Here is a 26680-nt window from a genome sequence, read left to right as displayed (position 1 = left end):
CAGACCGACTTGGATTCAAGCACAGGGGCCAGCCGCGGTACCAGCGAATGGCAGCTTCCTGACACCCGCACCCGAGACGCGGCGACCATCGCCGCACGGAAACGCGGAAACCGTCGAGGTCAGCCGCCGGACCGGGAAAAAAAGTTGAATGCCGAACGAGTGCGATGAACGTCGCGCGGCGGATCGGCCGTGCTAACGTCGAGCGCGGACGCGCACTCGGCGGTCAACATTTTCCCCGGCGATCCCGCCATTCCAGCGCAACTCGGGCCTCCTGCCAGGACCGTTCCCGGAAAACTGGTGCGGGGCCTCGATCCGCTTCCCCGCAGGACGTCACGCCCGCGGAACACGACTTCCCACGCCATTCGATTCCAGCGACACAGGCGGTGTGCACATGGTACTTCCACTCGACGCGGCGGCCCCCGCCGCCCAGCAACCCGACTGGCCCGACACCGAGCTGCTCGACCAGGTCCGCCGCACGCTCGCCGAGCGGCCCGGACTCGTCGCGGAGGACGAGATCGAGCAGCTCAGCGCGGCCTTGGCCGACGCTGCGCGCGGTCGCGCGCTCGTGCTGCAGGGCGGCGACTGCGCCGAACCGTTCGCCGACGCGGCGCCGGCGACCGTGCGGCGCAAGGTCGACCACCTGCGGGGCCTGGCATCGGTGCTGCGATCGGGAACCGCACTGCCGGTGGTGACGATCGGCCGGATCGCGGGCCAGTACGCCAAACCGCGTTCCGCCCGGTTCGAAACGCTGCCCGACGGCCGCAACCTGCCGAGCTACCGGGGCGACGCGGTCAACGACGTCACCGCTGACCGGGTGCTGCGCACCCCCGACCCGACCCGCCTGGTGACCGCCTACGACAGCGCCCGGCGAGTGCTGGACACGATCCGCGCCACCGGCCTCGGCCGCCCGGCCGACGAGCGGGTGTACGCGGCGCACGAACTCCTCCTGATGCCCTACGAGGAGCCGTTGCGCAGGACCGGGCGCGGCGGGCACTACTCCGCGTCGGCGCACTTCGGCTGGATCGGGGACCGCACGCGGCAGCCGGACGGCGCGCACCTCGCCCTCGCCGAGTCCGTGCACAACCCGATCGGCGTGAAGATCGGACCAGGGGCGGCGCCGGGGGACGTGGTCGAGCTCGCCCGCCGGCTCAACCCGGACCGGGTTCCCGGACGGCTGACCTTCATCGTGCGCATGGGCGCCGACCGCATCGACCGCTTCCTGCCGCCGCTGTTGGACGAAGTGGCCGAGCGGGCCGGTCCGGTCGTGTGGCTGTCCGACCCGATGCACGGGAACACGGTGCGGACCGGCAGCGGGGTGAAGACCAGGTACCTGTCCACCATCGTCGCCGAGGTGACGAGCTTCGCGCGGCTGCTGCGCGCCCGCGGCCTGTGGCCGGCCGGGCTGCACCTGGAGCTCACCCCGGACCCGGTGACCGAATGCGTGGACGCCCCCGGCCCACAACCGGATTTCCCCGACTACCGCTCCGCGTGCGACCCGCGGCTCAACCCGGCGCAGGCGGCGCGCATCATCGACGCCTTCCTCGCCCTCCGCTGAATCCCGGCGCCCGCAACGGCGCGGGCACCGGTCCCGGGAGCGCAGCTCGGGCCGGGCGGCAGCCGTTCACCACGTCGAGCCGACCGCGCGCTACCCGGCCACCATCCGGCTGCGGTCGCCCTCGTCGAGCGCCTGCCGGCAGATCCGGCCCTGGGCGGTCGCCTTCGCCCCGGCGGCGAACCGGCTGACGACGTCGAGTTCCGCCATCACCTCGGCGATCCGCCGCCGGACCGTGCGCACGCTGACCGAGAGCCGACGGGCGATCTGCTCGTCGGTGTGGCCCAGCGCGAGGTAGCACAGGATCTGCTGGCTCAGGTCCTCGGGCTCGGGCCAACCCCCCTTGCAGATCCCGCAGCTCAGGTCGCCCTCCGGCCCCGACGCCCGAAACCGCTCGCAGGTGGCGGGAGCCAGGGGCCCGGCACCGGAGATGGATTCGACGGACATGTGCGTTTTCCCTTCGAGTTCTCGCGAGAACCCAGCGCGCGAGCGGGTTGGGGCCACTGCGGCAGCTGGAGGTGAGCCCGGCTCACTCCGCGTCGAGCCTGCCGAGGTGCGGGCGTGTCGAAACGCCTTCAGGTCCACGATATGGGCGGTGTTGAGCCGCTTCTGTGATTCCAGCGCACACCGCTGGGCTCAGGGTGAACTCCTCGGCCCGGTGGCGAAGGGGGTGGGCCGCTGCGCGATCTCCGGCCCCAGGTGCAGAATCCGGTACTCCCGGGGTGGAACGCCGAATGCGGCCCGGAAGAGCCGGGAGAAGTGGCCCGGGTCCCGGAAACCCCACCGCCCGGCGATCACGCCGACCGGGCAGGTCCGCTGCGCCGGATCGGCCAGGTGGCGGCGGCACTGCTCCAGCCGCCGAGCGCGGATCCACTCGACGACGGTCGTCTCCTCGGTCTCGAAGAGCTTGTGCAGGTACCGGGTGGAGATGTGGTGGGCCTCGGCGATCTTGTTCGGGGACAGCGCCGGATCGGGCAGGTGCTCGTCCACGAAGGCGTACACCCGGGCCAGCAGCGCGCTGCGGTGGCTCTCCGGCGGCACGTCGGAACCCTTCGAAACCCGACCGGCCAGCGCCACCGCGAGCAGGTCCAGCAACGCGGTCGACAGGCGCACCCCGTCCGGGCCGCCGACGCCGTCGTCCCCCAGGTTGTCGGCGAGCCCGACCAGGAACGAGGAAACGATCTTGCCCATGCCGCTGCCCCCGTCGATCCGCACCGCGGTCAGCGGTCGCACATCATCGACCCGCAGCGGCAGCAGGTGGCGCGGGAAGGTCAGCGCCACCGCGCGCACCGAGGAGTGGGACGGGCAACGCAGCAAGGACGGGCGGGTGACGTCGAGCAAGCCGAAGTCCCCGTCGTCGAACCCGGCTTCGCGGCCGTCCTGGTTCAGCACCACCGACGCGCCACCGAGTTGGAGTTCGAGCAGGTATTCGTCGGTCTCCGCCTGCCGCACGTGTCGCCCGCTGCGGTAGATCTCGTAGCTACCGCTCGCGGAATATTCGACGAGCGAGTAATTGACGGCGCCGAGCCTGGTCGACACCATCCTTCCCCAGAAGGCGCCGTCCTGCTGATCGATTCGGGTCACGCATCGCACGAACGTTTCGGAAACGGCGTGCTGCCAATAGTCGATGCGTTCCCCTGGCGGCACGTCATCCGTGCATACCCGGTCCAACAATCTTCTCCCCCAGTGTGCAGCGTTCCGGCAGAACAGGCGCACAGCCCCTGGTGAGGATCTTCAGCGCAACCGGAAGGCGATTTCAACCCCCATCCTTCGGATGGCTCCACGGCTCCGGGTCCTGACAGCGCAGCGCCGGCGCGCCGATCGGCGGGCGGGACTGGTCAGGGTGCAGCACGGAATTTCCGTTGTGATCATAATCTCCCCGAGTGCACTCCGGTGCGCGGCGAGCGCCACCGGCGGTTCCCGGCACCAGGGAGTTCCGGCTGAATGGGTTCACTCCCGCGGCGCCGAGTTCTTTCCAGCCGCATTTCGCCGGATCCGCGCGCCGTTGGCGCCTTTTGCTCCGAACGTCCGCGGCCAGCTACGGTCACCGGCGACTGTTCGCGAAACACCCGGTCGTCGGCATTCCCCCCGCCGGCCCGGTGCGCTCGGTTCTCGCAGGAATGGACGGCATGACCGCTGCTGACACCTCCCCGCCTTCGCCGACCGAGGCCGATCGCGCCACCGCGCGGGACTGGGCGGCGCTGGCCGTCCTCGTCCTACCGGTGCTGCTGATCTCCGTCGACATGACAGTGCTCGGCTTCGCGGTGCCGCACCTGAGCGCCGATCTCTCGCCGAGCTCGGTCGAACTGCTGTGGATCGTGGACATCTACTCGTTCGTCCTGGCCGCCCTGCTCATCCCGATGGGAACGCTCGGCGACCGCATCGGGCGGCGCACCCTGCTGCTGCTCGGGTCCGCCGGCTTCGGCGCCGCCTCGCTGATCGCGGCCTACGCCCCCAGCGCCGAGGTGATGCTCGTGGCGCGGGCGCTCCTGGGGGTGGCCGGCAGTACGCTGATGCCCTCCACGCTGTCGCTGGTCCGCCACCTCTTCCGGGACGACCGGCAGCGCAGGCTCGCCATCGCGGTGTGGTCGTCGGCGCTGGCCGCGGGCTCCGCGCTCGGCCCGCTGGTGGGCGGCGCCCTGCTGGAGTTCTTCTGGTGGGGATCGCTGTTCCTGGTCAACGTGCCGATCACCGCGCTGGTCCTGGTGCTCGCGCCGCTGCTGGTGCGGGAGTGCCGCGCCGCGCGACCGGGCTCGCTCGACCTGCTCAGCGCCCTGCTCGTGGCCGCGACGACCTTCCCGGCCGTGTACGCGATCAAGGACCTCGCGGCCCACGGGCCGTCCCCGCTGCCGTTCCTGCTGATCGCGGCCGGTGCGGTGGCCGGGTTGGCCTTCGTGCGCCGACAGCTCCGCAACGACAACCCCATGCTCGACGTGCGGCTGTTCGCGAACCGGGAGTTCAGCGTCGGAGCCTCGCTCAACCTGGTCACCTTGTTCGCGATGATCGCCGCGCTGTTCTTCCTCACCCAATTCCTGCAATCCGTCGTGGATCTGTCCCCGCTGTGGGCGGGCCTGTCGCTGCTGCCCGCGTTCGTGCTGACCATCGCGGCCAGCTTCCTGGCCGTGGGCCTGGCCAACCACCTCGGGCTCCGCGGCACCCTGGTGGTGGGCCTGCTGATCATGGCCGTGGGGTTCGCGCTGCTGCTGCGCCTGGACCAGGGCACGGCCCTGCTCGCGATCGGCGGCTTCGCGCTGATCTGCTTCGGCATGGGGCTCACCCAGACGCTCACCAACAACGCGGTGCTGACCTCGGCCCCGGAGGACCGCGCCGGCTCGGCGTCGGCGGTGTCGGAGACCGGCTACGAACTCGGCGCGGCACTCGGCATCGCGGTGCTGGGCAGCGTCCTCTCCGCGGTGTACCGAGCGGAACTGCCGCCGGTGCCCGGCATCCCCGAAGTCGCGATGGAGTCGGCCCGCGACACCCTGGGCGGTGCGGTGAGCACGGCGGCGGCGTTCCCGGCGGAGCTGTCGCACGACCTGCTGGAGGCGGCCCGCTCGGCCTTCGTCAACGCCGTGCACGTCACCAGTTCGGTGGCGGCGGTCATCCTGGTGGTCGCGGCGGCGCTGACCGCGTGGGTCCTGCGGAAGGTGACGGCGCCCACGAGCAGATGAGCGGGCGCCGCCACCCGGAGTTCCGAAGTCGCGCACCGAACCGGCGACCCGCCACCAGGCGCCGTCCGCCCGGTGGCGAACGGGGTCGGGAGCGGCGGGTCGAGCGGGATGCTCCCGGGTGGTGGGCGGACGCCGGGGCTCACAGGTGCGCCGCGGCGTCCTTGACGGCTTCCCGGATCCGCGGGTAGTTGCCGCAGCGGCAGATGTTGCGGAGGGTGTCGAGATCGGCGTCGGTGACGGTGCGGCCTTCGGACCTCGCGCGGCGGACGAGGGCGACCGCGGCCATGATCTGGCCCGGCTGGCAATAGCCGCACTGGGCGACGTCGTGGTCGAGCCAGGCCCGCTGCATGGGGTGCAGTTCTTCGCCGACCGTGGCCGGCAGGCCTTCGATCGTGGTGATCTCGTCGGTCGGCCGGATGTCCTTGACCGGCACGGCGCAGGGGTTGAACGCCTCGCCGTTGAGGTGGCTGGTGCAGGCCTTGCAGGCGTTGATGCCGCAGCCGTACTTCGGACCGGTGATGCCGAGGAGGTCGCGCAGCCCCCACAGCAGGCGGACGTCGTCGGCGACGTCGACGGTGATCTGCTCGCCGTTGACGCGGAAGGTGTGCTCGGGCGACGGTTCTCCTTACCAGGCGTGGTCCCGGCCGTCGGTGGGCGACTGCGGGACGGGCGGGACGGTCGGTTTGGGGTCGAACGACAGCGCGTCGTGGTTGATCGGGAATCGGGTGGGCATCGTTCCGGTCGCCCGGCCGTAGGCGCACGCGACGGCCGCCATGGACGCGGCGACGCCGAGTTCCCCGGCGCCGCCGGGGGTGTCGCTGGTGTTCGGCAACTCCCAACGTCCGTAGGGAGTTCCGGCGCGTGGTGAAGGCGGCAGGATGCGATCTCGTTCCGGCCGGATGGACCCGCGCGAGCTCCGGCACAGCTCCGTGTCGCTCATGCCGGGCTCCGGCGTACCGCTCGAAGCGATCGCCCGGCTGGTCGGTCACAGCGGAACGAAGGTGACCGAGACGGTCTACCGGCACCAGATCCGCCCCGTGCTCGCCGACGACGACGGGACGATGGATCGGCTCTTGCCACGGCGCCGCCGGGAGGCGTAGTCACCCAGTTAGTCACCCACAACGCGATCAGGGCCGATGCTTGCTAGCATCGGCCCTGATCAGAGGGGTGGAGCTGAGGGGATTCGAACCCCTGACCCCTTGACTGCCAGTCAAGTGCGCTACCAACTGCGCCACAGCCCCGTGTTCTGCTCTCCGAGCGCCCCGGGGTTTTTCCGTTCCCCGTTCATCTCGTGTGCCACTACAGTACAACAGCCCTTCGCGGGGCTCCGCAGGGGGGTGGGCCATTCGGGTCCGCCCAGGTCCGGGCGGGTGCGCCGCTACTCGGGGCGGAGCGTCTCCGCCGCCACCCGGAGGTCCGCGACGAGCTCGGCGTAGCGCTGCTCGCGGTCGTCCTCGGAGCGCAGCACCGCCGACGGGTGGACGGTGGCCAGCACCCGCATCCCCTCGTGCTCGATCAGCTCGCCGCGCTGCCTGCTGACCCGGAACGACGGTCCGAGCAGCGCTTGCGCGGCGGTCGCCCCGAGGCACACCACGACCTCCGGCCGCACCACGTTCAGCTCGGCGGTCAACCACGGTCGGCAGGCGTTGACCTGACCGCGGGACGGCTTCTGGTGGATGCGCCGCTTGCCCTGCTGCCGCTGGAACCGGAAGTGCTTGGTGGCGTTGGTGACGTAGACGTCGTCGCGGTCGATGCCGACCTCGGCCAGCGCTTCGTCGAACAGCCGCCCGGCGGGTCCGACGAACGGGCGGCCGGCGCGGTCCTCCTGGTCGCCGGGCTGCTCCCCGACGACCACGGCCCGCGCCGACTCCCGCCCCTCGCCGAACACCGCCCGGTCGGCGTCCCGGTACAGCTCGCAGCCCCGGCACTCCTGCACCGCCGCGCGGAGCCCGGGCAGCCGGACGCGCGGCGGGACGTACTCCTCGGCGCCCGGCACGGTCAGCTCGCCCGGTTGTTCGGGCTGGGCAGGCCGCGGGTGTTGGCCGCCTTGACGAACTCGGCCCGCGGCTCGTGCAGCTCGCCCAGCGCGACGGTCTGGCGCTTGAACGGCAGCTCCAGCAGCCAGTCCCCGGCGATGCGCGCCTTGTGCGAGAACGTCGGCATCTTGGACAGGTGGTAGACCCGGTGCAGCAGCCACGCCGGGAAGCCCTTGAGCTTGATCCCGTAGACCTCGGCGGCGCCGCGGAACAACCCGAGCCCGGCGACCGACCCCGCGTACTTGTGCGCGTAGTTCTTCATCGGCTCACCGCGCAGCGAGGCGACCACGTTGTCGGCGAGCACCCGGGCCTGGCGCACCGCGTGCTGCGCGGACGGACCGCACAGCGCCTCCGGGTCGCTGCTGGTCAGATCGGGCACCGCGGCGCAGTCCCCGGCGCCGAAGACGTTGTGCGTGCCGCGCACCTGGAGCTTGGCGGTGCACTCCAGCCTGCCCTTGCCGTCGCGCGGGAGGTCGCTTTCCTCCAGCATCGGGTGCGGCTTCACCCCGGCCGTCCACACCACGGTGTCGGCGTCGAACTCGTCGCCGTCGGAGAGCACCACGTGCCCGTCCTCCAGGGTCTTGGCCGTGGTGTTCAGCTTCACCTCGATGCCGTGCTCCTCCAGCCGCCGCTGGGTGTACCGGCCCATCGGCGCGCTGACCTCCGGCATGATCCGGTCCATCGCCTCGACCAGCACCCAGCGCATCTCGGCGGGCGAGACGGTCGGGTAGTCGCGGCTGGCGTAGCGGGTCATGCTCTCCAGCTCGGCCAGCGCCTCGATGCCCGCGTAACCACCGCCGATGAACACGAAGCTGAGCAGCCTCTTGCGCAGCTGGGCATCGGTGGTGCCCGCCGCGATGTCCAGCCGGGACAGCACGTGGTTGCGCAGGTAGATCGCTTCGCCGATGGTCTTGAAGCCGACGCCGACGTCGCCGAGGCCGGGGATCGGCAGCGCGCGCGAGATCGAGCCCGGCACCACCACGAGCACGTCGTACTCGATGTGCTCGGAGGTCCCGTCGGCGAGCGTGGCGGTGAGGTTCTGCTCCTTGCTGTCGATGCAGGTCACCTGGGCGGTGATCACCTCGGAGCGGCGCAGCGCCTGGCGCAGCGGCACCACCACGTGCCTGGGCTCCAGCGAACCGGCCGCCGCCTCGGGCAGGAACGGCTGGTACGTCATGTGCGGCTGGGTGTCGATCACGGTGATGCGGCCTTCCCCGGACCGCAGCTTGCGCTGCAACCGCAGCGCGAGGGTCAGTCCGGTGTGGCCGCCGCCGATGATGACGATCCGGGGCTCAGGCATGGTGCGGCGCTCCTCTCGCACCCTCTCTGGTGCGTCGGGGATCGACTTCGCGATCGGGGTGCCTGCGCAGGTACTCCTGCTCCAGTTCGAACGTGCGGGCGGTGTGCTCCCGCAGCGAGTCCGGCGAGCCGTGCAGGAAGGTGTCGTGGCGGGTCTCGTGGAGGTGCTTGAGCTCTTGGCGCAGCACCTCGTCGGACAGCTCCTCGCCCGGGACTCCGATGGTCATGCTCATCACGCCCTCCAGCCACTCGGCCGCCGGGACGCCGCGGGTGCAGCGCCGACAGCTGAGTACCCAGTACGCCCGCAGCGGAACCACCACCCGCGCAGAACCCGGCCAGCCGAGCCCGCCAGCTCACCCGACCACCGTCGGGCAAGCGGCGTCAGGCGCTTCCGCTTTGCCCCACGCACGCAGCTTGCACCGCCGCGGGTTCTCAGCGGTCTTCTCGCGAGGACGCCCCGCCGCTGTGTACGCGCTTGTACATGAGGAAGGGCGCCCGGAGCGAGAAGGCCGCTGAGGTTCCGCCACCCGCACCGCTCCGCAACCGGACCACAACACCGTCCACCGCGAGAAGGCCGCTGAGGTTCCGCCACCGGCACCCCTGCGCAAAAAGACCACAAAACAGAGGATCAGTCCGCGACGCGGCGTGGTTCCTCTTCTTTCTCCTCCGCCACCGGAGCGACGCGGGTTTCCGGCGCCCGCGCCCAGACCAGCAGCGCCAGCACGGCGGTGAGCCCGGTGACGGCGAACGCGGCGCGGAACGACACCGCGTCGGCGAGCACCCCGGCCACCAGCGGTCCGAGGATCGCCCCGAAGTCGGCGGCCATCTGGAAGGCGGCCAGCACCGGACCGCCGCGCCCGCTGCCGACGACGTCGGCGACCGCCGCGTTCTGCGCCGGGTTGAGCAGCCCGGCGCCGATCCCGGCGACCAGCGAGGCGGCCAGGAACAGCGGCACCGATTCGGTCAGCCCCAGCGCGGAGGTGCCGACCGCCGAGACGGCCAGCCCGACCAGCACCAGCGGTCGGCGGCCGCGCTGGTCGGCCATCCGCCCGGAGATCATCAGCACCGCGGCGTTGCCGACCGCGAACACCGACAGCGCGAAACCGGCCATCGCCTGATCGGTGCGCAGCACCTCGACGACGAACAGCGGCACCAGGGCGATCCGCACCCCGAACACCGCCCACCCGTTGCTGAAGTTCGACACGATCGCCGCCCGGTAGGCGCGGTGCGACAGCGCCTCGCGGACCGACATGCCGGGGACGCGGCGGTCGGGTTGCGGTGCGGCCAGGGTCGACCGGCGCAGCATCGCCCAGCCGACGAAGGCGGCGACGAACAGCGCGATGCCGTAGATCACGAACGGCAGCCGCAGCGAGAAGCCGACCAACAGGCCGCCGATGATCGGGCCGGAGATGTTGCCCATCAGGAAGCTGGTGGCCCACACCCCGGAGGCCCGGCCGCGCAGGTGCGGCGGGGAGAGGCGGATCAGCAGCGCGACCCCGGAGACGGTGAACATGGTCGAGCCGGTGCCGCCGAGCGCCCGGAACACCAGGAGCTGCCAGTACGAATCGGCGAGCGCACAGGCGGCGGTGCTCACCCCGACGATCGTGATGCCCCACAGGTACGTCGGCCGCTCCCCGAACCAGGACACCAGGCGTCCGCTGACCGGCGCGAACGCCAGCCGCATGAGCGCGAACGCGCTGATCACGAAGGAGGCCGCGGTGACCCCGACGTCGAAGCTGGTGGCGAAGGTCGGCAGCGCCGGGGCGACGATCCCCATCCCCACGGCGACGATGAAGCCGCCGATGACCAGGATCCAGATCTCCCGGGGCAGAGCGCGGATGCCCGATTCCGGCCGCACCGAGGTGCTCGACACCGCTCCTCCGTCCTGAGGCCGCGCGGTGCCGCGCCTGCCCCCTCGCGACTTCCTCCGGCGCGGCGGCGGGTGCGGGCGCTCGGGAGGCGAACCAGAAGATCACGCGAGCAGCGGGCACATTTCACCCGTACGCGCGACCTCCTAGGTAAGCAGATGCGGACCGGTCGGTCAATCCGGACGGCACGCGCGGGGCGGGGCGGCGAACCTCACAGCAGCTCGTCGACGTTGCGGGCGTAGGAGGTCACCGAGTACACCTCCTCGAACCCGCAGGCCCCGGCGAACCGCTCGGCGGGGGCGCCCTCGTCGCGGTGCCCGGCCACCAGCAGCGCGCCCCGCTCCCGCAGCGCGCCGACGACCTCGGCGACCAGCGTCCGGCCCACGCCCCGGCGGCGGCGTCCCGGCCGCACCACCACCTGCTCCAGCAGCCCGACGCCGCGCGCCAGGAAGCCCTGTGCGAACCCGGCGATGCGGTCGGCGCCCGGGTCGTCGACGACCCGCAGCACGGCGCGCGGCTCGTCCAGCCGGTGCCCGTAGTGCTTGCGCAGCGCGCGTTCGGCGCCGGCCGGGAGCTCCGCGTCGTCGGCGATCAGCTCCACGAGCTGCGCCAGGTCGTCCTCCCCGGCGGGGCGGGCGGACTCGGTGACCACCTGGTCGACCCGGTGCAGCAGGGCGACGTGCTCGTCGACCGCGCGCCACCCGGCGTCGTCGGCGATGCCCTCGATCTCGGCGACCGTGGTCGGCGAGGCCAGCACCAGCGCCTCGGACCGGCCTGCCTCGGCGAACACCTGCTCCAGCTCCAGCAGCGTGCCCGCCACCCCGGCGAGCGTGCCCCACAGCGCGCAGGCGTGGTTCGCGCTGGTCAGCGGGTTGTCGGGGTTGAGCACCACGGTCGCGTCGCCGACCCGGGCGCGGCTGCCGTAGCGCACCTGGGCCGAGGCCAGCCGGGCCTGCTCGACCAGCCCGGCCAGGTCGCGGGCCTGCCGGGGGCCGAGCAGCGCTTCGTCGTCGGGATCGTGCAGCGGGTCCACGCCCCCATTGTCGTGGACGGTCCAGCACCACCGTCCGGCCGGAGTGCGGCAGGATGGACGTGTGACGACCACCACGGAACTCGCCGACGAGCTCGTCGGGCTCCTGCTCGACGCCGATCCGGTGCAGGCCACCCTCTACGGCATCCGCGGCCGGGACGACCGGCTCCCGGTGATCGGCGCGGCGGCCGAGTGGGAGCTGCGCCGCCGCTGCGACGACATCCGGATGCGCGCGATGGGGATCGACACCGCGCACGCCGGGCTGGAGGAACGGCTGACCGTCGCGGTGGTCGTCCAGCACGCGCAGGCGATGGTGGACCACTTCGACGCCCGCGCCGCCGAGTACACCATCATCGGCAACCTGTTCGCGCCGGTGGCGGGCCTGCTGTTCCACCTCGGCCAGATCCGGATCGCCGACGCCGAGCAGGGCCGCGACTACCTGCGGCGGCTGCGCGCGATCCCGGAGTTCACCGCCTCGGCCGCCGACCGGCACCGGGCGGGGGTCGCCGCAGGCCGGCTACCGGTCCGGCGGTTGGTCGACGACGCCATCGCGCACCTGGACGCCCACCTCGCCGCCCCGGACGACGACCCGCTGCTGGTCCCGGAGCTGCCCGACGCGGAGTCGGACGAACGGCGCCGGGTGCTCGCCGAGCTGGTCCGCCCGGCGCTGCGCACCTACCGCCGGGTGCTCGCCGACGAGATCGCCCCGCACGGGCGGGAGGACCGGCGGCCCGGCCTGTGCTGGCTGCCCGGCGGCCCGGAGATCTACCGCAGGCTGATCCGGGCGCACACCACCACCGAGCGGGAACCCGACGAGCTGCACGACACCGGCCTGGCGCACCTGCGGCAGGTGCGCGCCGAGCTCGGCGCGGTCGGCGAACGCGCGTTCGGCACCGGCGATCCGGACGAGGTGCTGGAACGGCTGCGCACCGATCCGGCCCTGCGCTGGCGGGACGCCGCGGAGATGCTCGGCACCGCCCGCACCGCCATCGGCCGCGCCGAGGCCGCCGCGCCGGGCTGGTTCGGGCGGCTGCCGGACCAGCCGTGCGAGGTGCGGGAGGTGCCGGGGCCCGCGTCGCCGAGCACGCCGCTCGGCTTCTACCTCTCCCCCGCGCTGGACGGCTCGCGGCCGGGCGTGTACTTCGCCAACACCGCCGACGCCGACCAGCGCCCCCGCTACAACGCCGAGGTGATCGCCTTCCACGAGGTGATCCCCGGCCACCACCTGCAACTCGGCCTCGCCCAGGAGCTCGGCGGGCTGCCGCTGCTGCGCAGGCTGATCAGCATCAACTCCTACACCGAGGGCTGGGGCCTCTACACCGAGCGGCTGGCCGACGAGATGGGCCTGTACTCCGACGACGTGGCGCGGCTCGGGATGATCAGCCAGGACGCGCTGCGGGCGGCGCGGCTGGTGGTCGACACCGGGCTGCACGAGGCCGGGTGGAGCCGGGAGCGGGCGGTGGAGTTCCTGCTCGCGCACACCACGCTGCCGCGGTTGGAGGCCGAGGCGGAGGTCGACCGCTACATCTCCTACCCCGCCCAGGCGCTGTCCTACCTGGTCGGACGGCTGGAGCTGGAGCGGGTCCGGGACGCGGCGCGGGAGCGGCAGGGCGAGCGCTTCGAGCTCCGCCGGTTCCACGACGTGATCCTCGGGCACGGTGCGCTGCCGGTGTCGGCGCTCGACACGCTCTGCGCCGAGGAGTTGCGCTGACGCCTGCGACATCCAGGTAGTCCTGCGCCGCGACCTCCGACATCGGCGCCGCGAACCTCTAGGGTCGACCGGAGCGTGCCCACCGCGGTCGAGCTGGGAGGTGCCGTGACCGGGACGTTCCACCCCCGCGACGAGCAGCAGGACCGGTCCGCCACCGGCGAGCCGCCGTGGATGCGGCGGGTGCTGGCCCGGATGCGCGCCGAGGACGGCTGGTACCTGCTGCGGAGCCGGTCCGCGCTGCCGGACGCGGTGCTCGTCGGTCCGCCGGGCGTGCTGGTGGTGCTGCTGCGCGCGGAACCGCCGGACCTCGCCGACACCCGCGCGGCGTTCGTCCGGGTCGCCGAGCTGCTGGCCGGGGTCGGCGGTCGGCGCGGGCTGCTCACCGAAGCCGTCGTCCGCACCGTCGTGGTGCACCCGGAAGGCGCCGCGGGTTTCGGCCGCTCCGGGGAGCACCTGGTGCTCGGCGAGTCCGAACTGGACAGGGCGCTGCGGCGCGGTGATCCGGTGCTGACCGCCGAGGAGGTGCGGGCGGTGGCGCGGCGCCTGGACGACCGCGCCGAGTACCTGCGGCCGGACTGGAACCCGGCCGTGGTCCCCGGCCAGCGCGGCGATCCCGGGCTGTTCGAGGTCGCCGACGTGCGCGCGCAGCGGGTGGAACGCGCGCTGGACAAGCCCTTCCGGGACTGGCGGACCTTCCTCGACGACACCCAGCTCGGCGTGGTGCGCAGGAACTACTCGGGGCCGGCGCGAATCACCGGCCCGGCGGGCACCGGCAAGTCGGTCCTCGCGCTGCACCGGCTGGCCTACCTGGCGCGGCGCACCACCGGGCGGCTGCTGTTCACCACGCACGTGCACAACCTGCCGCGCATCGCCAAGGAGGACTTCCGGTCGCTGGCCCCGCAGTTGGAGCGGCGGATCGAGTTCGTCCACCTGCACGCCTTGGCGCGGGACCTGCTGGCCGCGCGCGGGCGCGACGCCGAGGTGGACGAACCGCGGGTCGACGCGGCGTTCACCGCGGTGTGGCGGTCCCCGCTGGCCGAGCCGCTGCGCGCGCACCGGCCCTCGAAGCACTACTGGCGGGCCGAGGTCGAGCGGGTGATCAAGGGCCGCGGCATCCGGGAGTTCGAGGTCTACCGGACGCTGGCGCGGCGCGGCCGGGGCACCCACCTGCCCGCCGCGGTGCGCAGCCAGGTCTGGCGGTTCTACTGCGAGTACGAGCGGGAGCTCTCCGAGCGCGGCGCGTTCGACCACAACGACGTGCTGATGCGCGCCCTCGCCGAACTCGGCCGCCACCCGCTCCCGCGGCCGTACGCGGCGGTGGTCGTCGACGAGGTCCAGGACCTCACGCTCGTCGGGCTGCGCCTGGTGCACGCCCTCAGCGGGGACGGGCCGAACCAGCTCCTGCTCATCGGGGACGGCCAGCAGCAGGTCTACCCCGGGGGCTGGCGGCTGTCCGAGGCGGGGATCGCGTTGCGCGGGCGCGGTGAGATCCTGCGCCGCAACTACCGGAACCGGGGTGCCATCGTGGACCGCGCGGGCGCGCTGCCCGCGATCAACCGGTTCGACGACCTCGACGGCGGCCCCACGGTGAACCTCGCCGCCGCGCAGCCGGTGCTCGGCGGCGGCCAGGTCGTCGAGTGGACCGGCACCGACCAGGAACAGGCGCTGCTGACCGCGCTGCGCGCCCTCGACGACCCCACCGACGCCGTGGTCCTCACCCGCACCCGCGCCGCCGCCGACCGCTGGGAACAGGTGCTGCGCGCGGCCGGCATCCCGGTGCAGCCGCTGGACCGCTGGGACCGCCGGTCCGGCGGGTGCTGCCACGTCGGCACCGTCCACCGCGCCAAGGGAACCGAGTTCCGCTCGGTCTTCCTCCCCGACGAGCAGCACCACGGCGGCGACCGCGGCGACGAGCGCGAAGCCCGCGAACGCCACCGCCTCGTCGCCATGACCCGGGCCCGCGACTACCTCTGGATCGCCACCCCCACCCGCTGAGTCGGCGCCGCGGGCGCGGCGGTGCTCCAATGGAGGGGGCCTTTCGGGGGGAGGACCGGCGTGGCGATTTACCAGTACCGGTGCGCAGCGCACGGCGCCTTCGACCGCTCCCACCCGATCGGCTCCGCCGCACCGGAACAGCCGTGCCCGACGTGCCGCTCGGCCGCGCCCCGGGTCTTCACCGCGGTGTCGCTCACCGGGGCGGCGCGCTCGCGGACGGCGCTACTCGACCGCACCGAGCAGACCCGCGAACGACCCGCGGTGATGTCCGCACCGCCGCCCCGTCGCGGGCGCGGCGGAGTCACCACCAACCCGAAGCACCGGCACCTGCCACGTCCGTGAGGGGGTCCCGCCATGCCCGAGGTCGTCTTCCCGCTCGACTCCACCAGGGGATTCGCCGACCAGCGGATCGTCGGCCACAACCGGTACCACCCGGACATCCCCGCCGTGGTCGAGGTCCGGCCCGGGGACGAGTTCCGGGTGCACTGCCGGGAGTGGTTCGACGGCGCCATCCGCAACGACGACTCCGCCGACGACGTCCGCGACGCGCCGATGTCGCGGGTGCACGCCCTGTCCGGCCCGTTCGCGATCCGCGGTGCCCAGCCGGGTGACCTGCTGGTCGTGGACATCCTCGACGTCGGACCGCTACCGCAGGAGGACTCCGGGCCGCTGGCGGGCCAGGGCTGGGGCTACACCGGGATCTTCGCCCGGAGCAACGGCGGCTCGTTCCTGGTCGACCGGTTCCCGGACGCGTACAAGGCGGTGTGGGACTTCACCGGCCAGACCGCCACCTCGCGGCACGTCCCCGGGGTCTCGTTCACCGGCATCACCCATCCGGGCCTGATGGCCACCGCCCCCTCGGCGGAGCTGCTCGCGAAGTGGAACACCCGCGAAGCCGCGCTGATCGCGACCGACCCGGACCGCATCCCGCCGCTGGCGCTGCCACCGGAACCCCAGGACGCGATCCTCGGCACCCTGACCGGCGCCGAGCACGACCGGGTCGCCGCCGAGGCCGCCCGCACCGCACCGCCGCGGGAGAACGGCGGCAACCAGGACATCAAGAACCTGACCAGGGGGACCCGCGTGTTCTACCCGGTCTTCGTGCCCGGGGCGAACTTCTCCGTCGGCGACCTGCACTTCTCCCAGGGCGACGGCGAGATCACCTTCTGCGGCGGGATCGAGATGGGCGGTTTCCTCGACCTCCGCGTCGACCTGATCAAGGGCGGCATGGACCGCTACGGCGTGTCCGAGAACGCGATCTTCCTGCCCGGCAACACCGACCCGCAGTACAGCGAGTGGCTCGCGTTCTCCGGCACGTCGGTCACCCTCGACGGTGAGCAGCGCTACCTGGACTCCCAACTGGCGTACCAGCGCGCCTGCCTGCACGCGATCGACTACCTCACCACGTTCGGCTACAGCCCCGAGCAGGCGTACCTGCTGCTCGGCGCCGCGCCCGTCGAAGGCCGCTTCTCCGGCGTGGTCGACATTCCCAACTCCTGCGCGACCATCTACCTCCCGACCGCCATCTTCGACTTCGACGTGCGCCCCTCGGCCACCGGCCCGCACCGCATCGACCCCGGCATCGGCGCACCCCACTCCCCCACCTGACGGACGCGGACCCGAGTGAGGGGCACCTCCATCCGGCTATGCCGGATGAAGGTGCCCCTCCCGTCCGAGCGGTGCGCGGCCACCGCGGGACCGACACGCGTCACCGAGCTCGAAGCCCTCGCCGGATGCGACCCCGCCCCGCCACCATCGGGCGGGGCAGGCTTCGAACTTCTCCACTTCGGTGGGCTTGACGCCTGAGCAGGCGAACCCCTTAACGGCGGCCTAAGTCGGGAGATCAGGATTCTGCCCGTGGCGCCCGTCTGATGGCGGTGGTGGCGCCACAGTGCGATCCCCACCGGATGTCGGCCAACAGCGCGGGGCAATGCTCACGATCGGTTGCCGCGCCGGTCGGGGACCGCGGTGGTGGTCACCGCGTGCACGAGCCATTCCAGCGGTCCCCTGCGCAACCGCCGCCGCCACAGCACCGACACCACGAGCATCACGGCGACCGCAGCGAGGAAGTGCGCGAAGGAGTACGTCTCCGGGTCGCCGATCGCGCTCCGGTACACGAAGTGCCCCGCATACCAGGTCAGCGCCATACCCCCGGCCGCCGCGAGCGGCCACAGCGCACGCTGCCACCCCGGCCGATCCATGAGCCGCAGCGAAACACCGAGCAGGAACAAGGCGACACCGATCATGAACGCGATGCCCACCGCGCTCGTCGCGTACAGCGAACGCTGTCCCGGCATCGCCAGCAGCGCCTGCCACGGCATGGCCGGCGGCTGCGCGCGATCGATCACCTCGGCGAGGCCCAGCGGGTGCAGCGCTAGCCACGACACCGCGCACGCCGCGAGAGCGAGACCCGCTCCGGTGATCATCATGCGCAGGCGCACCGCGTGGCCGTGCAGGTCCAGCCTGCCGATCGCGAGTCCCGCGAGCACCAGCGGGATCCCGTACGCGGTCTGGAACCCACCACCGGTGAAGACCAGGCTGAACAGGTAGTCACCCCACTGGCCCGGCTGCGTCAGCACCGCCAGCCCGGTCGGGGTTTCCACCATCATCCAGTCGGCATGCGTGGTGAACACCCGGATCGGGTAGAGGGTCACCAGCGGGATCGACGCGGCCGAGAGCACGAACAGCGTGCGAGGCCGCAGCCGGGTGAACGGCAGCAGGAACAACAGCAGCACCGCGTAGTACCCGAGCACCGAGGCGCCGAACTCGTCGATGAACAGGCTGATCAGGAACAGCGTCACCGCGCGGACCGCCACCCGCAGGCGCGCCGCGGCCATGTCCCGCCCCGCGCGAGGCCGCGAGCCGCCGGTCATCAGCGCGATCGACACCCCGGCGAGCAGCACGAACAGGCTCATCGCCCGCGACGACGTCGCGCTGTCCAGCCAGCTCAGGACGGCGGGCGCGTCCGCGCGCGGCCCGGCGTGCAGCCAGCCGGTCATCGCGAAGTGCACGACGAACACCCCGATGACGGCCAGCGCGCGGACCACGTCGATGCCCAGCAGCCGCCCCCGGGGCGCGGCGTGCGCCTTGCCGTCCGCAGTGGACGTCGTGAGTTCCGTTGCGTTCATGGCCACCAGGCTGGCGAGCGGGTGTCCCGCCCTCGTGGCCGCCATGTCGCGGCCGTGTCGCATTGCGTTCAGGACGCCGGGCAGGCCCGTGGTTCGGTGCGGCTGCCGTCGGTGAAGGTCAGCACGACCTTCGTCCCGGCGGGGGCGCCGCTCTGCCGCCGGACCCCGATCGCGGTGCACACCACCTGATCGACACCGCGCGGCCCGACCTCTCCCATCGCGAGCGGCAAGGCGACCGTGACGGTCCGGCCCGCCACCGTCGCCCTCGGTCCGAGCGAGCTGACCCGGGGCAGTTCGGAGTGCAACCCGGCGAGGTTCCGGTCCCCCACCCGCAGCAGCAGGTCCACCGCGGCGGTGACGTCGCCGAGCGAACCGCTCCTGGTCGGTTTCGGCCTGACCCGGCCGTGCTCGTCGACGAAGTACAGCGTCACGCCGGGTGCGACACCGGTCGGCGCCTCGCCTCCTTCGAGCACCCCGGTCGGTTCGATCCCGCATCCGGACAGCAGCAGCCCGGCAGCCGCGAGCAGCGCCGGCGTTCGTCGCATCACGCGTCCCCCTCCGCGCACCGGGGCAGGCGGAGGGTGAACCGCGCCCCGGCGCCCGGCTCGTTGCCCGCTTCGATGTCACCGCCGTGCAGCCGGGCGTTCTCGACCGCGATCGCCAGTCCGAGCCCGCTGCCGCCGGACCGGCTCCGCGCGGTGTCCGCCTTGTAGAACCGGCCGAACACGCGTTCCGCCCCGTCCGCCGGCAGGCCCGGACCGTGGTCGACGACGGTCAACTCCACCTCCTGCTCGTCGGCGCGCACCCGCACCAGCACCGGCGGACTACCGTGGTGCAGCGCGTTGCCGACCAGGTTGGCGACCAGCACGTCCAGCCGCCGCCGGTCCAGCACGGCGGTGATCGACGCCGGTGCGTCGACCACGGCCCGGTCGCTCCAGCTCCGGGAGCGGAGACAATCGTCGACGGCCTCGCGCACGTCCACCTCCTCCAGCCGCAGCGTCGCCGCGCCCGCGTCGAACCGGGACACCTCGATCAGGTCCTCGACCAGCCGGGTCAGGGCACGGGTCTCGGCCACCGCGAGCAGCGCCGACTCCCGCGCGTCGCCCGGCATCCGCCCGGCCTCGGCCTCCAGCACCTCGACGACCGCGGTCAAGGTGGTCAGCGGCGTGCGCAGCTCGTGCGACACGTCCGCGACGAAGCGCCTCGCGTCGGCCTCCATCCGGCGCAGCTCGCCCACCGACCGCTGGAGTTCCTCCGCCATGTGGTTGAACGTGTCCGACAGCTCGGCGAGCTCATCGACACCACGCACCCGCAGCCGGGCGTCCAGCTCGCCGGCGGCGAGCCGACGTGCGGCGCCCCGGAGTTCCTCCACCGGCCGCAACAGCCCGCGGGCGGCGAGCAGGGCCAGCAGGACCGCGGGCGGCAGGGCCAGTGCGCTGGTCCACATCGCGGCACGCGCCGACGTCTCGATCTGCCGCTGCGTCGGCACCAGATCGCGGACGGCGTAGACATCGATTCCCGATGGTCTCCGCACCCCGTCCACGGCGGTCTCGATGACGGGGGTGCCGATCAGCAGCTTCGGCCCGTTCGCCGACTCGACCCGCTGGAGCACGAGCTCGCCCCGCTCGCGGACGGCTGCGCGCAACTCGCCGGTCACGAGGTCGAGACCGGCCCCTTCCGCCGACCTCAGCGAGCGGTAGGTCACCAGCGCGGGCCCGCCGACCGCGGACCGCAGCCGGTCCAGGTCCTGCCGGTCGGGTGGGTAGGTCAGGCTCGCCGCGACCGAAGCGACCCCCCTGCGCAGGTCCTCCGCTTCCCGTCGTTGCACCTCCGCGAGCAACGAGCCGCGGGTGGCGCCGTAGTTGGCCCACGCTGCGACCGCCGCCGCGAGCACGGTCACCAGCACGAACGCGAACACCAGCTGGACGCGCAGACCGGCCAGCCATCGCAGCGGCCTCATACCGGCCCGAACCGGTACCCGAAACCCCGCACGGTCTGCACGTACACCGGCGACGCCGGATCGGTCTCGATCTTCGCGCGCAGCCGTTGCACGCAGTTGTCCACGAGGCGCGAGTCCCCGAGGTAATCGTGCTCCCACACCAGCTCCAGCAGTTGCCGGCGGCTGAACACCTGGCCCGGCGAGCGGGACAGCTCGACCAGCACGCGCAGCTCGGTCGGGGTCAGCGACACCGGCTCGCCGTCCTTCGCCACGATCATCCCGCCCCGGTCGATCGTGAGTCCGGCGTACGACTCGACGCGCCGGTGCTCCGGGACGCCCCGACGCAGCACCGCCCTGATGCGGGCGTCGAGCACGCGGGGCTGGACGGGTTTGACCACGTAGTCGTCCGCACCCGCCTCCAGGCCGCCGACCACGTCGAAGTCGTCACCCCGGGCGGTCAGCATGATGATCGGCACCGCGGAGTCGGCGCGGAGCCTGCGGCACACCTCGAACCCGTCGACATCGGGAAGCATGAGGTCGAGCACCACCACGTGCGGCCGCGCGGTGCGGGACAGCCGCAGGCCCTCCTCGCCCGTCTCCGCGGTGCGCACCTCGTGCCCGTGCCTCGCCAGCGCCAAGCCGAGGCTCCGGCGGATGGACGGGTCGTCCTCGATCAACAGAACCTGTGCCACCCGATCGATTATCGGGGCAGGCGGCCGGGCCATCCGGGGACGGCGCGTTCTGCGACAGGATCAGGACATCACGAGGGCTCGGAACAGCCGGCGGCGCGGTGTCGAAGTCAAGGCGCCCGACCTCGCGGTGCAGGCGTGGGGCTGCTCGGCTCGTCGCGTGCGGTGGCGTCCGCGCCCGGCCGGGTCGGAGGACGGGCGCCCCGCGTCCGGGCACGAAGAAGGGGGCCGACATCCGTCGGCCCCCTTCGGAGGTGGTGGAGGTGCCGGGAATCGAACCCGGGTCCTCCGTCGCCTCACCGAGACTTCTCCGTGCGCAGTCCGCTATACCTCTGCTCGGCTCCACCGGTCACGCGGACAAGCCGGTGTGATGAGCCCAGTCGCTGTTCGATGTCCCACCAGATCCCGCGACCGGATCTGGCGGTGCGAGCCTCCTAGCTGATGCCGGATTCCGGGCCGGAGGCGCTCCCGGTCCGACAGAGTCGCTCCTAGCTGATCAAGCAGCGAGGGCGAACTCGCGCTGACTCTTGTCGGCGCTTATTCGATTGCGGCGACGCTTCACGGTGGTCTCCCGCCTGCACCGGCACGCTTCCCTCGATTCAACGTACGGAGTCGAAACCGTTCACCCCCATGTCCCTTCTCGTTCCACCGGCTCTCACCGGCGCACCTAGGATAACGCGTCCCCCGGCCGGATCATTCCCTTATCCCGCGAATCGATCATGCCCGGAGTTTTAGCAGGTCAGACGGGGTGTCGTGGAGCACAGCCCGGAGGAACGGGTCCCCCAGCCGCTCGTCGGTCGCCGCCCACCCGGCGATGGCCCGGAGCTGCTCGGCGTAGCTGTAGGGGATGTTCGGGAAATCGGTGCCGAGTACCACCCGGTCCCCGTGCTCGACCAGCCGGGACGGCCAGTCCGCGGGCAGCGGCGCGAACCGCTCCGCGAACCCGACGCCGACCATCGTGGTGTCCACGTGCACCCTCGGGTACCGCTCCACGAGCTCCAATGCACCCGGGTAGTCGGGCATTCCGGCGTGCGCGAGGACCGCCACCAGCCTCGGGTGGGCCCGCAGCACCGCCTCGAACACGTCGAGCCCGGTGTGCTTCCCGCGCCGGGGACCGTCCCCGCAGTGCACCACCACCGGGACCCCCGCCTCGGCGAGCAGCCCCCACGCCGCGTCCAGCTCGGGAGCGCGCGGGTCGAACGCGCCCACCTGCACGTGGACCTTGACCACCCGCGCGCCGGCGCGCAACGCCTCGGCCAGGTAGTCGGCGACACCCGGCTCCGGGTACAGCGTCGCGGTCGGGACCGCGCCCGGGGTGCGGGCGGCGAACTCGCGGGCCCACCCGCTCAGCCACGCCGCCATGCCCGGCTTGTGCGGGTAGACCAGCGGCGCGAACGTCGTCACCCCCAGGTCGCGCAACACCTGGATCCGGGTCCGCTCGGCGTGCCGGTAGAAGATCGGCCACTCGGTGCCGTAGTGCCGCCCGGCCTGGTCGAAGAACGCCCACACCTTGCGCAACACGCGTTCCGGCAGGAAGTGGGTGTGCAGGTCGACCAGCCCGGGCAGCCCCAGGCCCGCGACCCAGCCGCGGACCTGGGCGTCGTCGGCCGGTCCCACCACCGTCAGCGGATGCCCTTCGCCCGGCGACCCATCTCGCGCTGGATCTCCCGCTCGGCGTCGCGCTTGGCCAGGTCCTGCCGCTTGTCGTGGGCCTTCTTGCCCCGGGCCAGCGCCAGCTCGACCTTCGCCTTGCCGTCGGAGAAGTACAGCGACATCGGGACCAGGCTCAGCCCGGTCTCCTTGATCTTGCCGACCAGGCGCAGGATCTCGTGCCGGTGCAGCAGCAGCTTGCGGGACCGGCGCGGCTCGTGGTTGGTCCAGGTGCCCTCGGTGTACTCCGGGATGTGCACGTTGCGCAGCCACACCTCGCCGTCGTCGACGGTCGCGAAACCGTCGACCAGCGACGCCTTGCCCTGGCGGAGGCTCTTGACCTCGGTGCCGGTCAGCGCGATGCCGGCCTCGTAGGTGTCGAGCACCGACCAGTCGTGCCGCGCCCTGCGGTTCTGCGCGATCACCTTGCGGCCGCGTTCCTTCACCATGAGGACAACTCTAGCCGTCCCGTCACCCGGTTTTCCGAACCGCTACAACCGGACGTAGAGGCGCAGCGTGACATAGCCGGTGATCGCCGACACCACCGCCGACACCAGCAGCAGGATCGGTGACACCACGCCGATGTCGCCGTAGGTGATCTCCGGGATCACCCCCGTGCCGGACAACGGCGCCATCACCTGGTCGATGAAGGCCGCCTTCGCCACCAGCAGCCCGCCGATCGCCAGCACCGCGCCGATCAGCCCGGACACTACCGCTTCGAGCAGGAACGGGAGCTGGGTGTACCAGCGGGTCGCGCCGACGAGCCGCATGATGCCGGTCTCGGTGCGCCTGGTGAACGCCGAGAGCTGGATGGTGTTGGAGATCAGCAGCAGCGCCGCCAGGGCCTGCACCAGCGCGATCGCGAACGTCGTGTTGCGCACCCCGTTGAGCATGGTGGACATCTGCTCCAGGTAGGTGGCCTGGTCCACCACCCGGTCCACGCCCGGCCGGTCGCCGAACTGCTGCTCGAGCGCGGCGAAGCGCTCCGGCGTGTCCAGCTTCAACCGCAGCGAGGCGGGCAGCGCCTGGGCGCGCGCGACCTCCACCAGCTCCGGCTGCGACTCGAACACCCGGGCGAAGTTGTCCATCGCCTCCTGGCGGTTCTCGAAGGTCACCGACTCCACCCCGGAGGTCGTTTCGAGCTCCGACTTCAGGGACGCGCACGGCTGCTGGTCGCAGCTGGTGTCGTTGGCGCTGACGTCGTCGGTCAGGAACACCACGACCTCGACCTGGTCCTGGTAGGTCGCCTGCATCTTGTCGATCATCCGGACGACGAGCAGACCGCCGCCGAGCAGGCCGACCGAGATGGCCGTCGTCAGGATCATCGCGATGGTCATCGTCACGTTGCGACGAAGGCCGTTGACGACCTCGCTGAATACGAAGCTCGCGCGCATCTTGTGTCAGCTTTCCTGGCTGGGGTTTCGGGGGCAGCGGGGGCGACCGCCGGGTCGTTCGGGGGACTCGCTCAGCGACCGACGCCGTAGACGCCGCGGGCGTCGTCCCGGATGACCCGGCCGAGGCTCAGCTCGACGACGCGGCGGCGCATGGAGTCGACGATCCCGTGGTCGTGGGTCGCCATGACCACGGTGGTTCCGGTGCGGTTGATCCGCTCCAGCAGCAGCATGATGTCCTGGCTGGTGTCCGGGTCGAGGTTCCCGGTGGGCTCGTCGCACAGCAGCACCAGCGGCCGGTTGACGAACGCCCGGGCGATCGCGACCCGCTGCTGCTCGCCACCGGAGAGCTCGTGCGGCATCCGGTCGGCCTTGCCGTCGAGGCCGACGAGCTGGAGGACCTCGGGCACCACCTTGCGGATGGTGTGCCGGGGCTTGCCGATCACCTCCAGGGCGAAGGCGACGTTCTCCGCGACGGTCTTGTTGTTCAGCAGCCGGAAGTCCTGGAAGACGCAGCCGATGCGCTGGCGCAGCCGGGGGACGCGGCGCCGCGGCAGCTTGGCCACGTTCCAGTCGGCGACGAAGACCCGACCGCGGGATGGCACGTCCTCCCGCAGCAGCAGCCGCAGGAACGTCGACTTCCCCGACCCCGAGGGGCCGATCAGGAACACGAACTCGCCCTTGTCGATGCCCACGGAGACGTCATCGAGCGCTGGTCGGGTCGACGTCTTGTACGCCTTTGACACGTGCTCAAGCCGAATCACGGGGCGTGAGTTTACCTGCGGCCGTTCGAGGGACGTCGCTCACCCGTACCGGCGGCACCGAGGCCGCTGACCTGCCCGTCGACGGGCACGCCGGATCAGGCCGCGGACTCCTGCCGGCGCCGCCAGCGGATCGCCGCCTCCAGGAAGCCGTCGATCTCCCCGTCGAGCACCGCCTCCGGGTTGCCCACCTCGTGCTCGGTGCGCAGGTCCTTGACCATCTGGTACGGGTGCAGCACGTAGGAGCGCATCTGGTTGCCCCAGCTCGACCCGCTGTCCTTGAGGGCGTCGAGCTCGGCGCGCTCCTCCTCGCGCTTGCGGGCCAGCAGCTTGGACTGCAGCACGCGCATCGCGGCGGCCTTGTTCTGGAGCTGCGACTTCTCGTTCTGGCAGGACACCACGATGCCGGTCGGGCCGTGCGTGATGCGCACCGCGGAGTCGGTGGTGTTCACGCTCTGCCCGCCCGGACCCGAGGAGCGGAACACGTCCACCCGGATGTCCTTCTCCGGGATCTCGACGTGGTCGGTCTCCTCGACGGAGGGCAGCACCTCGACCCCGGCGAAGGAGGTCTGCCTGCGGCCCTGGTTGTCGAACGGCGAGATCCGGACCAGCCGGTGGGTGCCCTGCTCGACCGACAGCGTCCCGTAGGCGTAGGGGGCGTTGACCCGGAAGGTGGCCGACTTGAGCCCCGCCTCCTCCGCGTAGGAGGTGTCGTAGACCTCGACGGCGTACTCGTGGCGCTCCGCCCAGCGCAGGTACATGCGCATCAGCATCTCGGCGAAGTCCGCGGCGTCCACCCCGCCCGCCTCGGCGCGGATGGTGATCATCGCCTCGCGGTCGTCGTAGTCGCCGGAGAGCAGGGTGCGGGTCTCCAGCGCGCCGAGGTCCTTGCGCAGCCGGTCGCGCTCCTCGTCGGCCTCGCTCAGGCCCGAGTCGTCGCCCTCCGCCTCGCTGAGCTCGTAGAGCACCTCGAGGTCCTCGACCCGCTGCCGGAGCTCGGTGACCCGGCGCAGGTCGGACTGCCGGTGCACGAGCTGGCTGCTGACCTTCTGCGCGTGCTCGACGTCGTCCCAGAGGTCGGGCTTGGCCGCCTCGGCCTCCAGGTCCGCGATCTTCGCGCGCAACGCGTCCACGTCCATCACGGCCTCGATGCCCTCGAGGGTGTTGGACAATTCCTTGAGCTCAGCGGCGACGTCGGGATTCACGGTGCTCAGCGTACTTCACCAGGTGCCGCCCGCGACGAGGACGGCACGCGCGGGCGATCGCGACCCCGCCGGGACCGCCCGCTCGCCGATCACTCGGGGATGGCGTCCAGCAGCTTGATGATGGCCCGGTTGTAGGCCACGGTGAAGTCGGCCGCCGCCTTCTCGTAGGGGTCGGTGGTGGCCTTGGCCCCGGTCCTGGCCTCGTCGAGCTTCACCGCATACTGGGCGCGCGCGGACTCCACCAGGTTCGCCCGCTGCTTCGGCGTCAGCGAACCCGAGTAGACCAGTCGCAGGATGAGCGGACTGCGGACGTTGTCCGGCCCCGGCTCGGTGTTCAGCCACGACTTGAAGGCGCGCTTGCCCGCAGCCGTGATCGCGTACTGCTGGCTGGAGCGCGGACCCTGCTTGCCGAGGCGCAGCAGTCCCTCGTCGGTCAGCGCCGGCAGCTCGCGGTACACCTGGCTGCGCGTCACGCTGAAGAACCCGCCGAAGCGCTCGGTGGCGGCAGCGACAAGCTGGCCACCGGTCTTCGGCCCTTCGTGCAGTAGCCCCAGCAGGGCTGCGGAGGTCGCATTCAGCTCGGTCACACCCCAACGGTGCCACGTCGGCGGAATGCTGTCCACAGTGGTCCGGGTTTCTGTCCACTGTGGTTGCAGTCGACTGGTCCGAGTGGACGAACGATTGGGCCATTGGCGCGAGGTCCGGCGGCAGGCGGTCGCGGAGCGTGTCCGGCCGGGGGTCCGAACACGGAGGGC

The 26680-nt window shown here is 72.1% G+C and carries 24 protein-coding genes, 1 tRNA gene, 1 other RNA gene and 2 pseudogenes; 7 read left to right on the top strand and 21 right to left on the bottom strand.

Annotated features, from left to right (window positions below; all coding sequences use genetic code 11):
- The first annotated feature begins 391 nt into the window (after window positions 1–391).
- Complete coding sequence (locus ACQP0T_RS05245; RefSeq protein WP_433871545.1) at window positions 392–1555, top strand: 3-deoxy-7-phosphoheptulonate synthase; 1164 nt, start codon at window positions 392–394, stop codon at window positions 1553–1555.
- A gap of 90 nt (window positions 1556–1645) precedes the next feature.
- Here the strand turns inward: ACQP0T_RS05245 and ACQP0T_RS05240 are convergent, their stop codons facing one another.
- Window positions 1646–1999, bottom strand: a complete 354-nt coding sequence (locus tag ACQP0T_RS05240; RefSeq protein WP_433871544.1) for a response regulator transcription factor — start codon at window positions 1997–1999, stop codon at window positions 1646–1648.
- Window positions 2000–2188: 189 nt separating this feature from the next.
- A complete protein-coding gene (locus ACQP0T_RS05235) occupies window positions 2189–3199 on the bottom strand; it encodes a helix-turn-helix domain-containing protein (protein ID WP_433871543.1) in 1011 nt (336 codons plus the stop codon).
- 482 nt (window positions 3200–3681) lie between these two features.
- Between ACQP0T_RS05235 and ACQP0T_RS05230 the strand changes: the two genes are divergently transcribed.
- The gene (locus tag ACQP0T_RS05230) at window positions 3682–5223 is read left to right on the top strand and encodes an MFS transporter (protein ID WP_433871542.1); all 1542 of its coding nucleotides are present in this window, start codon (window positions 3682–3684) and stop codon (window positions 5221–5223) included.
- 139 nt (window positions 5224–5362) lie between these two features.
- Here ACQP0T_RS05230 and ACQP0T_RS05225 read toward each other — a convergent pair.
- Together ACQP0T_RS05225 and ACQP0T_RS05220 are read right to left on the bottom strand one after the other, a co-directional pair.
- Window positions 5363–5836, bottom strand: a pseudogene (locus ACQP0T_RS05225) ((2Fe-2S)-binding protein); the annotation flags it as partial.
- A gap of 12 nt (window positions 5837–5848) precedes the next feature.
- Window positions 5849–6046 (bottom strand): annotated as a pseudogene (locus tag ACQP0T_RS05220) (hypothetical protein); the annotation flags it as partial.
- 55 nt (window positions 6047–6101) lie between these two features.
- Between ACQP0T_RS05220 and ACQP0T_RS05215 the strand changes: the two are divergent.
- Window positions 6102–6323: a hypothetical protein gene (locus tag ACQP0T_RS05215; protein WP_433871541.1), complete on the top strand. Its 222-nt coding sequence runs from the start codon at window positions 6102–6104 to the stop codon at window positions 6321–6323.
- A gap of 68 nt (window positions 6324–6391) precedes the next feature.
- Here the strand turns inward: ACQP0T_RS05215 and ACQP0T_RS05210 are convergent.
- The 6 genes from ACQP0T_RS05210 to ACQP0T_RS05185 form a co-directional block, all read right to left on the bottom strand.
- Window positions 6392–6464: transfer RNA gene (locus ACQP0T_RS05210), tRNA-Ala, on the bottom strand.
- 137 nt (window positions 6465–6601) lie between these two features.
- Window positions 6602–7219 (bottom strand): UdgX family uracil-DNA binding protein, encoded by a 618-nt coding sequence (locus ACQP0T_RS05205; RefSeq protein ID WP_433871540.1) that lies wholly within the window; start codon window positions 7217–7219, stop codon window positions 6602–6604.
- Window positions 7220–7221: 2 nt separating this feature from the next.
- Window positions 7222–8559, bottom strand: coding sequence for an NAD(P)/FAD-dependent oxidoreductase (locus ACQP0T_RS05200; RefSeq protein ID WP_345364389.1), 1338 nt, complete (start codon window positions 8557–8559; stop codon window positions 7222–7224).
- The gene (locus ACQP0T_RS05195; protein WP_433871539.1) at window positions 8552–8791 is read right to left on the bottom strand and encodes a DUF6158 family protein; all 240 of its coding nucleotides are present in this window, start codon (window positions 8789–8791) and stop codon (window positions 8552–8554) included. The genes ACQP0T_RS05200 and ACQP0T_RS05195 overlap by 8 nt, the downstream gene beginning before the upstream one ends.
- A gap of 395 nt (window positions 8792–9186) precedes the next feature.
- Window positions 9187–10431 carry an MFS transporter gene (locus ACQP0T_RS05190; protein WP_433871538.1) on the bottom strand — a complete coding sequence of 415 codons (1245 nt, stop codon included), beginning with the start codon at window positions 10429–10431 and terminating at the stop codon, window positions 9187–9189.
- A gap of 206 nt (window positions 10432–10637) precedes the next feature.
- The gene (locus tag ACQP0T_RS05185; RefSeq protein ID WP_433871537.1) at window positions 10638–11459 is read right to left on the bottom strand and encodes a GNAT family N-acetyltransferase; all 822 of its coding nucleotides are present in this window, start codon (window positions 11457–11459) and stop codon (window positions 10638–10640) included.
- 61 nt (window positions 11460–11520) lie between these two features.
- Between ACQP0T_RS05185 and ACQP0T_RS05180 the strand changes: the two genes are divergently transcribed.
- From ACQP0T_RS05180 to fmdA, 4 genes are all read left to right on the top strand, one after another.
- Complete coding sequence (locus ACQP0T_RS05180) at window positions 11521–13167, top strand: DUF885 domain-containing protein (protein WP_433871536.1); 1647 nt, start codon at window positions 11521–11523, stop codon at window positions 13165–13167.
- Between the two features lie 75 nt (window positions 13168–13242).
- Window positions 13243–15162, top strand: a complete 1920-nt coding sequence (locus ACQP0T_RS05175) for a UvrD-helicase domain-containing protein (protein WP_433871535.1) — start codon at window positions 13243–13245, stop codon at window positions 15160–15162.
- Window positions 15163–15222: 60 nt separating this feature from the next.
- On the top strand, window positions 15223–15504 hold the full coding sequence (locus ACQP0T_RS05170) for an FmdB family zinc ribbon protein (protein WP_433871534.1): 282 nt from the start codon (window positions 15223–15225) through the stop codon (window positions 15502–15504).
- A gap of 12 nt (window positions 15505–15516) precedes the next feature.
- The gene (fmdA, locus tag ACQP0T_RS05165; RefSeq protein ID WP_433871533.1) at window positions 15517–16770 is read left to right on the top strand and encodes a formamidase; all 1254 of its coding nucleotides are present in this window, start codon (window positions 15517–15519) and stop codon (window positions 16768–16770) included.
- Between the two features lie 326 nt (window positions 16771–17096).
- On the opposite strand, the gene ACQP0T_RS05160 is transcribed toward fmdA, so the two are convergent.
- The 11 genes from ACQP0T_RS05160 to ACQP0T_RS05110 form a co-directional block, all read right to left on the bottom strand.
- Entirely contained in the window at window positions 17097–18290 is a 1194-nt protein-coding gene (locus ACQP0T_RS05160; protein WP_433871532.1) for a DUF418 domain-containing protein, read from the bottom strand.
- A 68-nt stretch (window positions 18291–18358) separates the two neighbouring features.
- Window positions 18359–18835 carry a hypothetical protein gene (locus tag ACQP0T_RS05155; RefSeq protein WP_433871531.1) on the bottom strand — a complete coding sequence of 159 codons (477 nt, stop codon included), beginning with the start codon at window positions 18833–18835 and terminating at the stop codon, window positions 18359–18361.
- Window positions 18835–20250: an ATP-binding protein gene (locus ACQP0T_RS05150; RefSeq protein WP_433871530.1), complete on the bottom strand. Its 1416-nt coding sequence runs from the start codon at window positions 20248–20250 to the stop codon at window positions 18835–18837. The genes ACQP0T_RS05155 and ACQP0T_RS05150 overlap by 1 nt, the downstream gene beginning before the upstream one ends.
- The gene (locus tag ACQP0T_RS05145; RefSeq protein WP_433871529.1) at window positions 20247–20921 is read right to left on the bottom strand and encodes a response regulator; all 675 of its coding nucleotides are present in this window, start codon (window positions 20919–20921) and stop codon (window positions 20247–20249) included. Before ACQP0T_RS05145 ends, ACQP0T_RS05150 begins: the two co-directional genes overlap by 4 nt.
- 252 nt (window positions 20922–21173) lie before the next feature.
- Window positions 21174–21548: a transfer-messenger RNA gene (gene ssrA, locus ACQP0T_RS05140) on the bottom strand.
- Between the two features lie 87 nt (window positions 21549–21635).
- Window positions 21636–22535 (bottom strand): amidohydrolase family protein, encoded by a 900-nt coding sequence (locus ACQP0T_RS05135; protein WP_433871528.1) that lies wholly within the window; start codon window positions 22533–22535, stop codon window positions 21636–21638.
- 5 nt (window positions 22536–22540) lie between these two features.
- Complete coding sequence (gene smpB, locus ACQP0T_RS05130; protein WP_345364367.1) at window positions 22541–23017, bottom strand: SsrA-binding protein SmpB; 477 nt, start codon at window positions 23015–23017, stop codon at window positions 22541–22543.
- A gap of 42 nt (window positions 23018–23059) precedes the next feature.
- Window positions 23060–23962, bottom strand: a complete 903-nt coding sequence (gene ftsX / locus ACQP0T_RS05125; protein WP_345364365.1) for a permease-like cell division protein FtsX — start codon at window positions 23960–23962, stop codon at window positions 23060–23062.
- A gap of 71 nt (window positions 23963–24033) precedes the next feature.
- Window positions 24034–24723, bottom strand: coding sequence for a cell division ATP-binding protein FtsE (gene ftsE, locus ACQP0T_RS05120; protein WP_345364363.1), 690 nt, complete (start codon window positions 24721–24723; stop codon window positions 24034–24036).
- A 95-nt stretch (window positions 24724–24818) separates the two neighbouring features.
- Window positions 24819–25925: a peptide chain release factor 2 gene (prfB, locus tag ACQP0T_RS05115; protein WP_433871527.1), complete on the bottom strand. Its 1107-nt coding sequence runs from the start codon at window positions 25923–25925 to the stop codon at window positions 24819–24821.
- An 89-nt stretch (window positions 25926–26014) separates the two neighbouring features.
- Window positions 26015–26512, bottom strand: a complete 498-nt coding sequence (locus ACQP0T_RS05110) for a PadR family transcriptional regulator (RefSeq protein ID WP_345364359.1) — start codon at window positions 26510–26512, stop codon at window positions 26015–26017.
- Window positions 26513–26680 lie beyond the last annotated feature (168 nt).

Origin of the sequence: Saccharopolyspora sp. CA-218241, assembly GCF_050954615.1 — a bacterium.
GTDB classification, from domain to species: Bacteria; Actinomycetota; Actinomycetes; order Mycobacteriales; family Pseudonocardiaceae; genus Saccharopolyspora; species Saccharopolyspora cebuensis.
The sequence above is the reverse complement of the archived record's forward strand: the minus strand, read 5'-3'. Positions and strand labels throughout refer to the sequence as shown.

Bases quoted from the DNA above. Each gene is read 5' to 3' on its own strand.
- ACQP0T_RS05245 (WP_433871545.1), top strand. From the start codon at position 392: ATGGTACTTCCACTCGACGCGGCGGCCCCCGCCGCCCAGCAACCCGAC.
- ACQP0T_RS05240 (WP_433871544.1), bottom strand. From the start codon at position 1,999: ATGTCCGTCGAATCCATCTCCGGTGCCGGGCCCCTGGCTCCCGCCACC.
- ACQP0T_RS05230 (WP_433871542.1), top strand. From the start codon at position 3,682: ATGACCGCTGCTGACACCTCCCCGCCTTCGCCGACCGAGGCCGATCGC.
- ACQP0T_RS05215 (WP_433871541.1), top strand. From the start codon at position 6,102: ATGCGATCTCGTTCCGGCCGGATGGACCCGCGCGAGCTCCGGCACAGC.
- ACQP0T_RS05200 (WP_345364389.1), bottom strand. From the start codon at position 8,559: ATGCCTGAGCCCCGGATCGTCATCATCGGCGGCGGCCACACCGGACTG.
- ACQP0T_RS05195 (WP_433871539.1), bottom strand. From the start codon at position 8,791: ATGAGCATGACCATCGGAGTCCCGGGCGAGGAGCTGTCCGACGAGGTG.
- fmdA (WP_433871533.1), top strand. From the start codon at position 15,517: ATGCCCGAGGTCGTCTTCCCGCTCGACTCCACCAGGGGATTCGCCGAC.
- ACQP0T_RS05160 (WP_433871532.1), bottom strand. From the start codon at position 18,290: ATGAACGCAACGGAACTCACGACGTCCACTGCGGACGGCAAGGCGCAC.
- ACQP0T_RS05155 (WP_433871531.1), bottom strand. From the start codon at position 18,835: ATGCGACGAACGCCGGCGCTGCTCGCGGCTGCCGGGCTGCTGCTGTCC.
- ACQP0T_RS05150 (WP_433871530.1), bottom strand. From the start codon at position 20,250: ATGAGGCCGCTGCGATGGCTGGCCGGTCTGCGCGTCCAGCTGGTGTTC.
- smpB (WP_345364367.1), bottom strand. From the start codon at position 23,017: ATGGTGAAGGAACGCGGCCGCAAGGTGATCGCGCAGAACCGCAGGGCG.
- ftsX (WP_345364365.1), bottom strand. From the start codon at position 23,962: ATGCGCGCGAGCTTCGTATTCAGCGAGGTCGTCAACGGCCTTCGTCGC.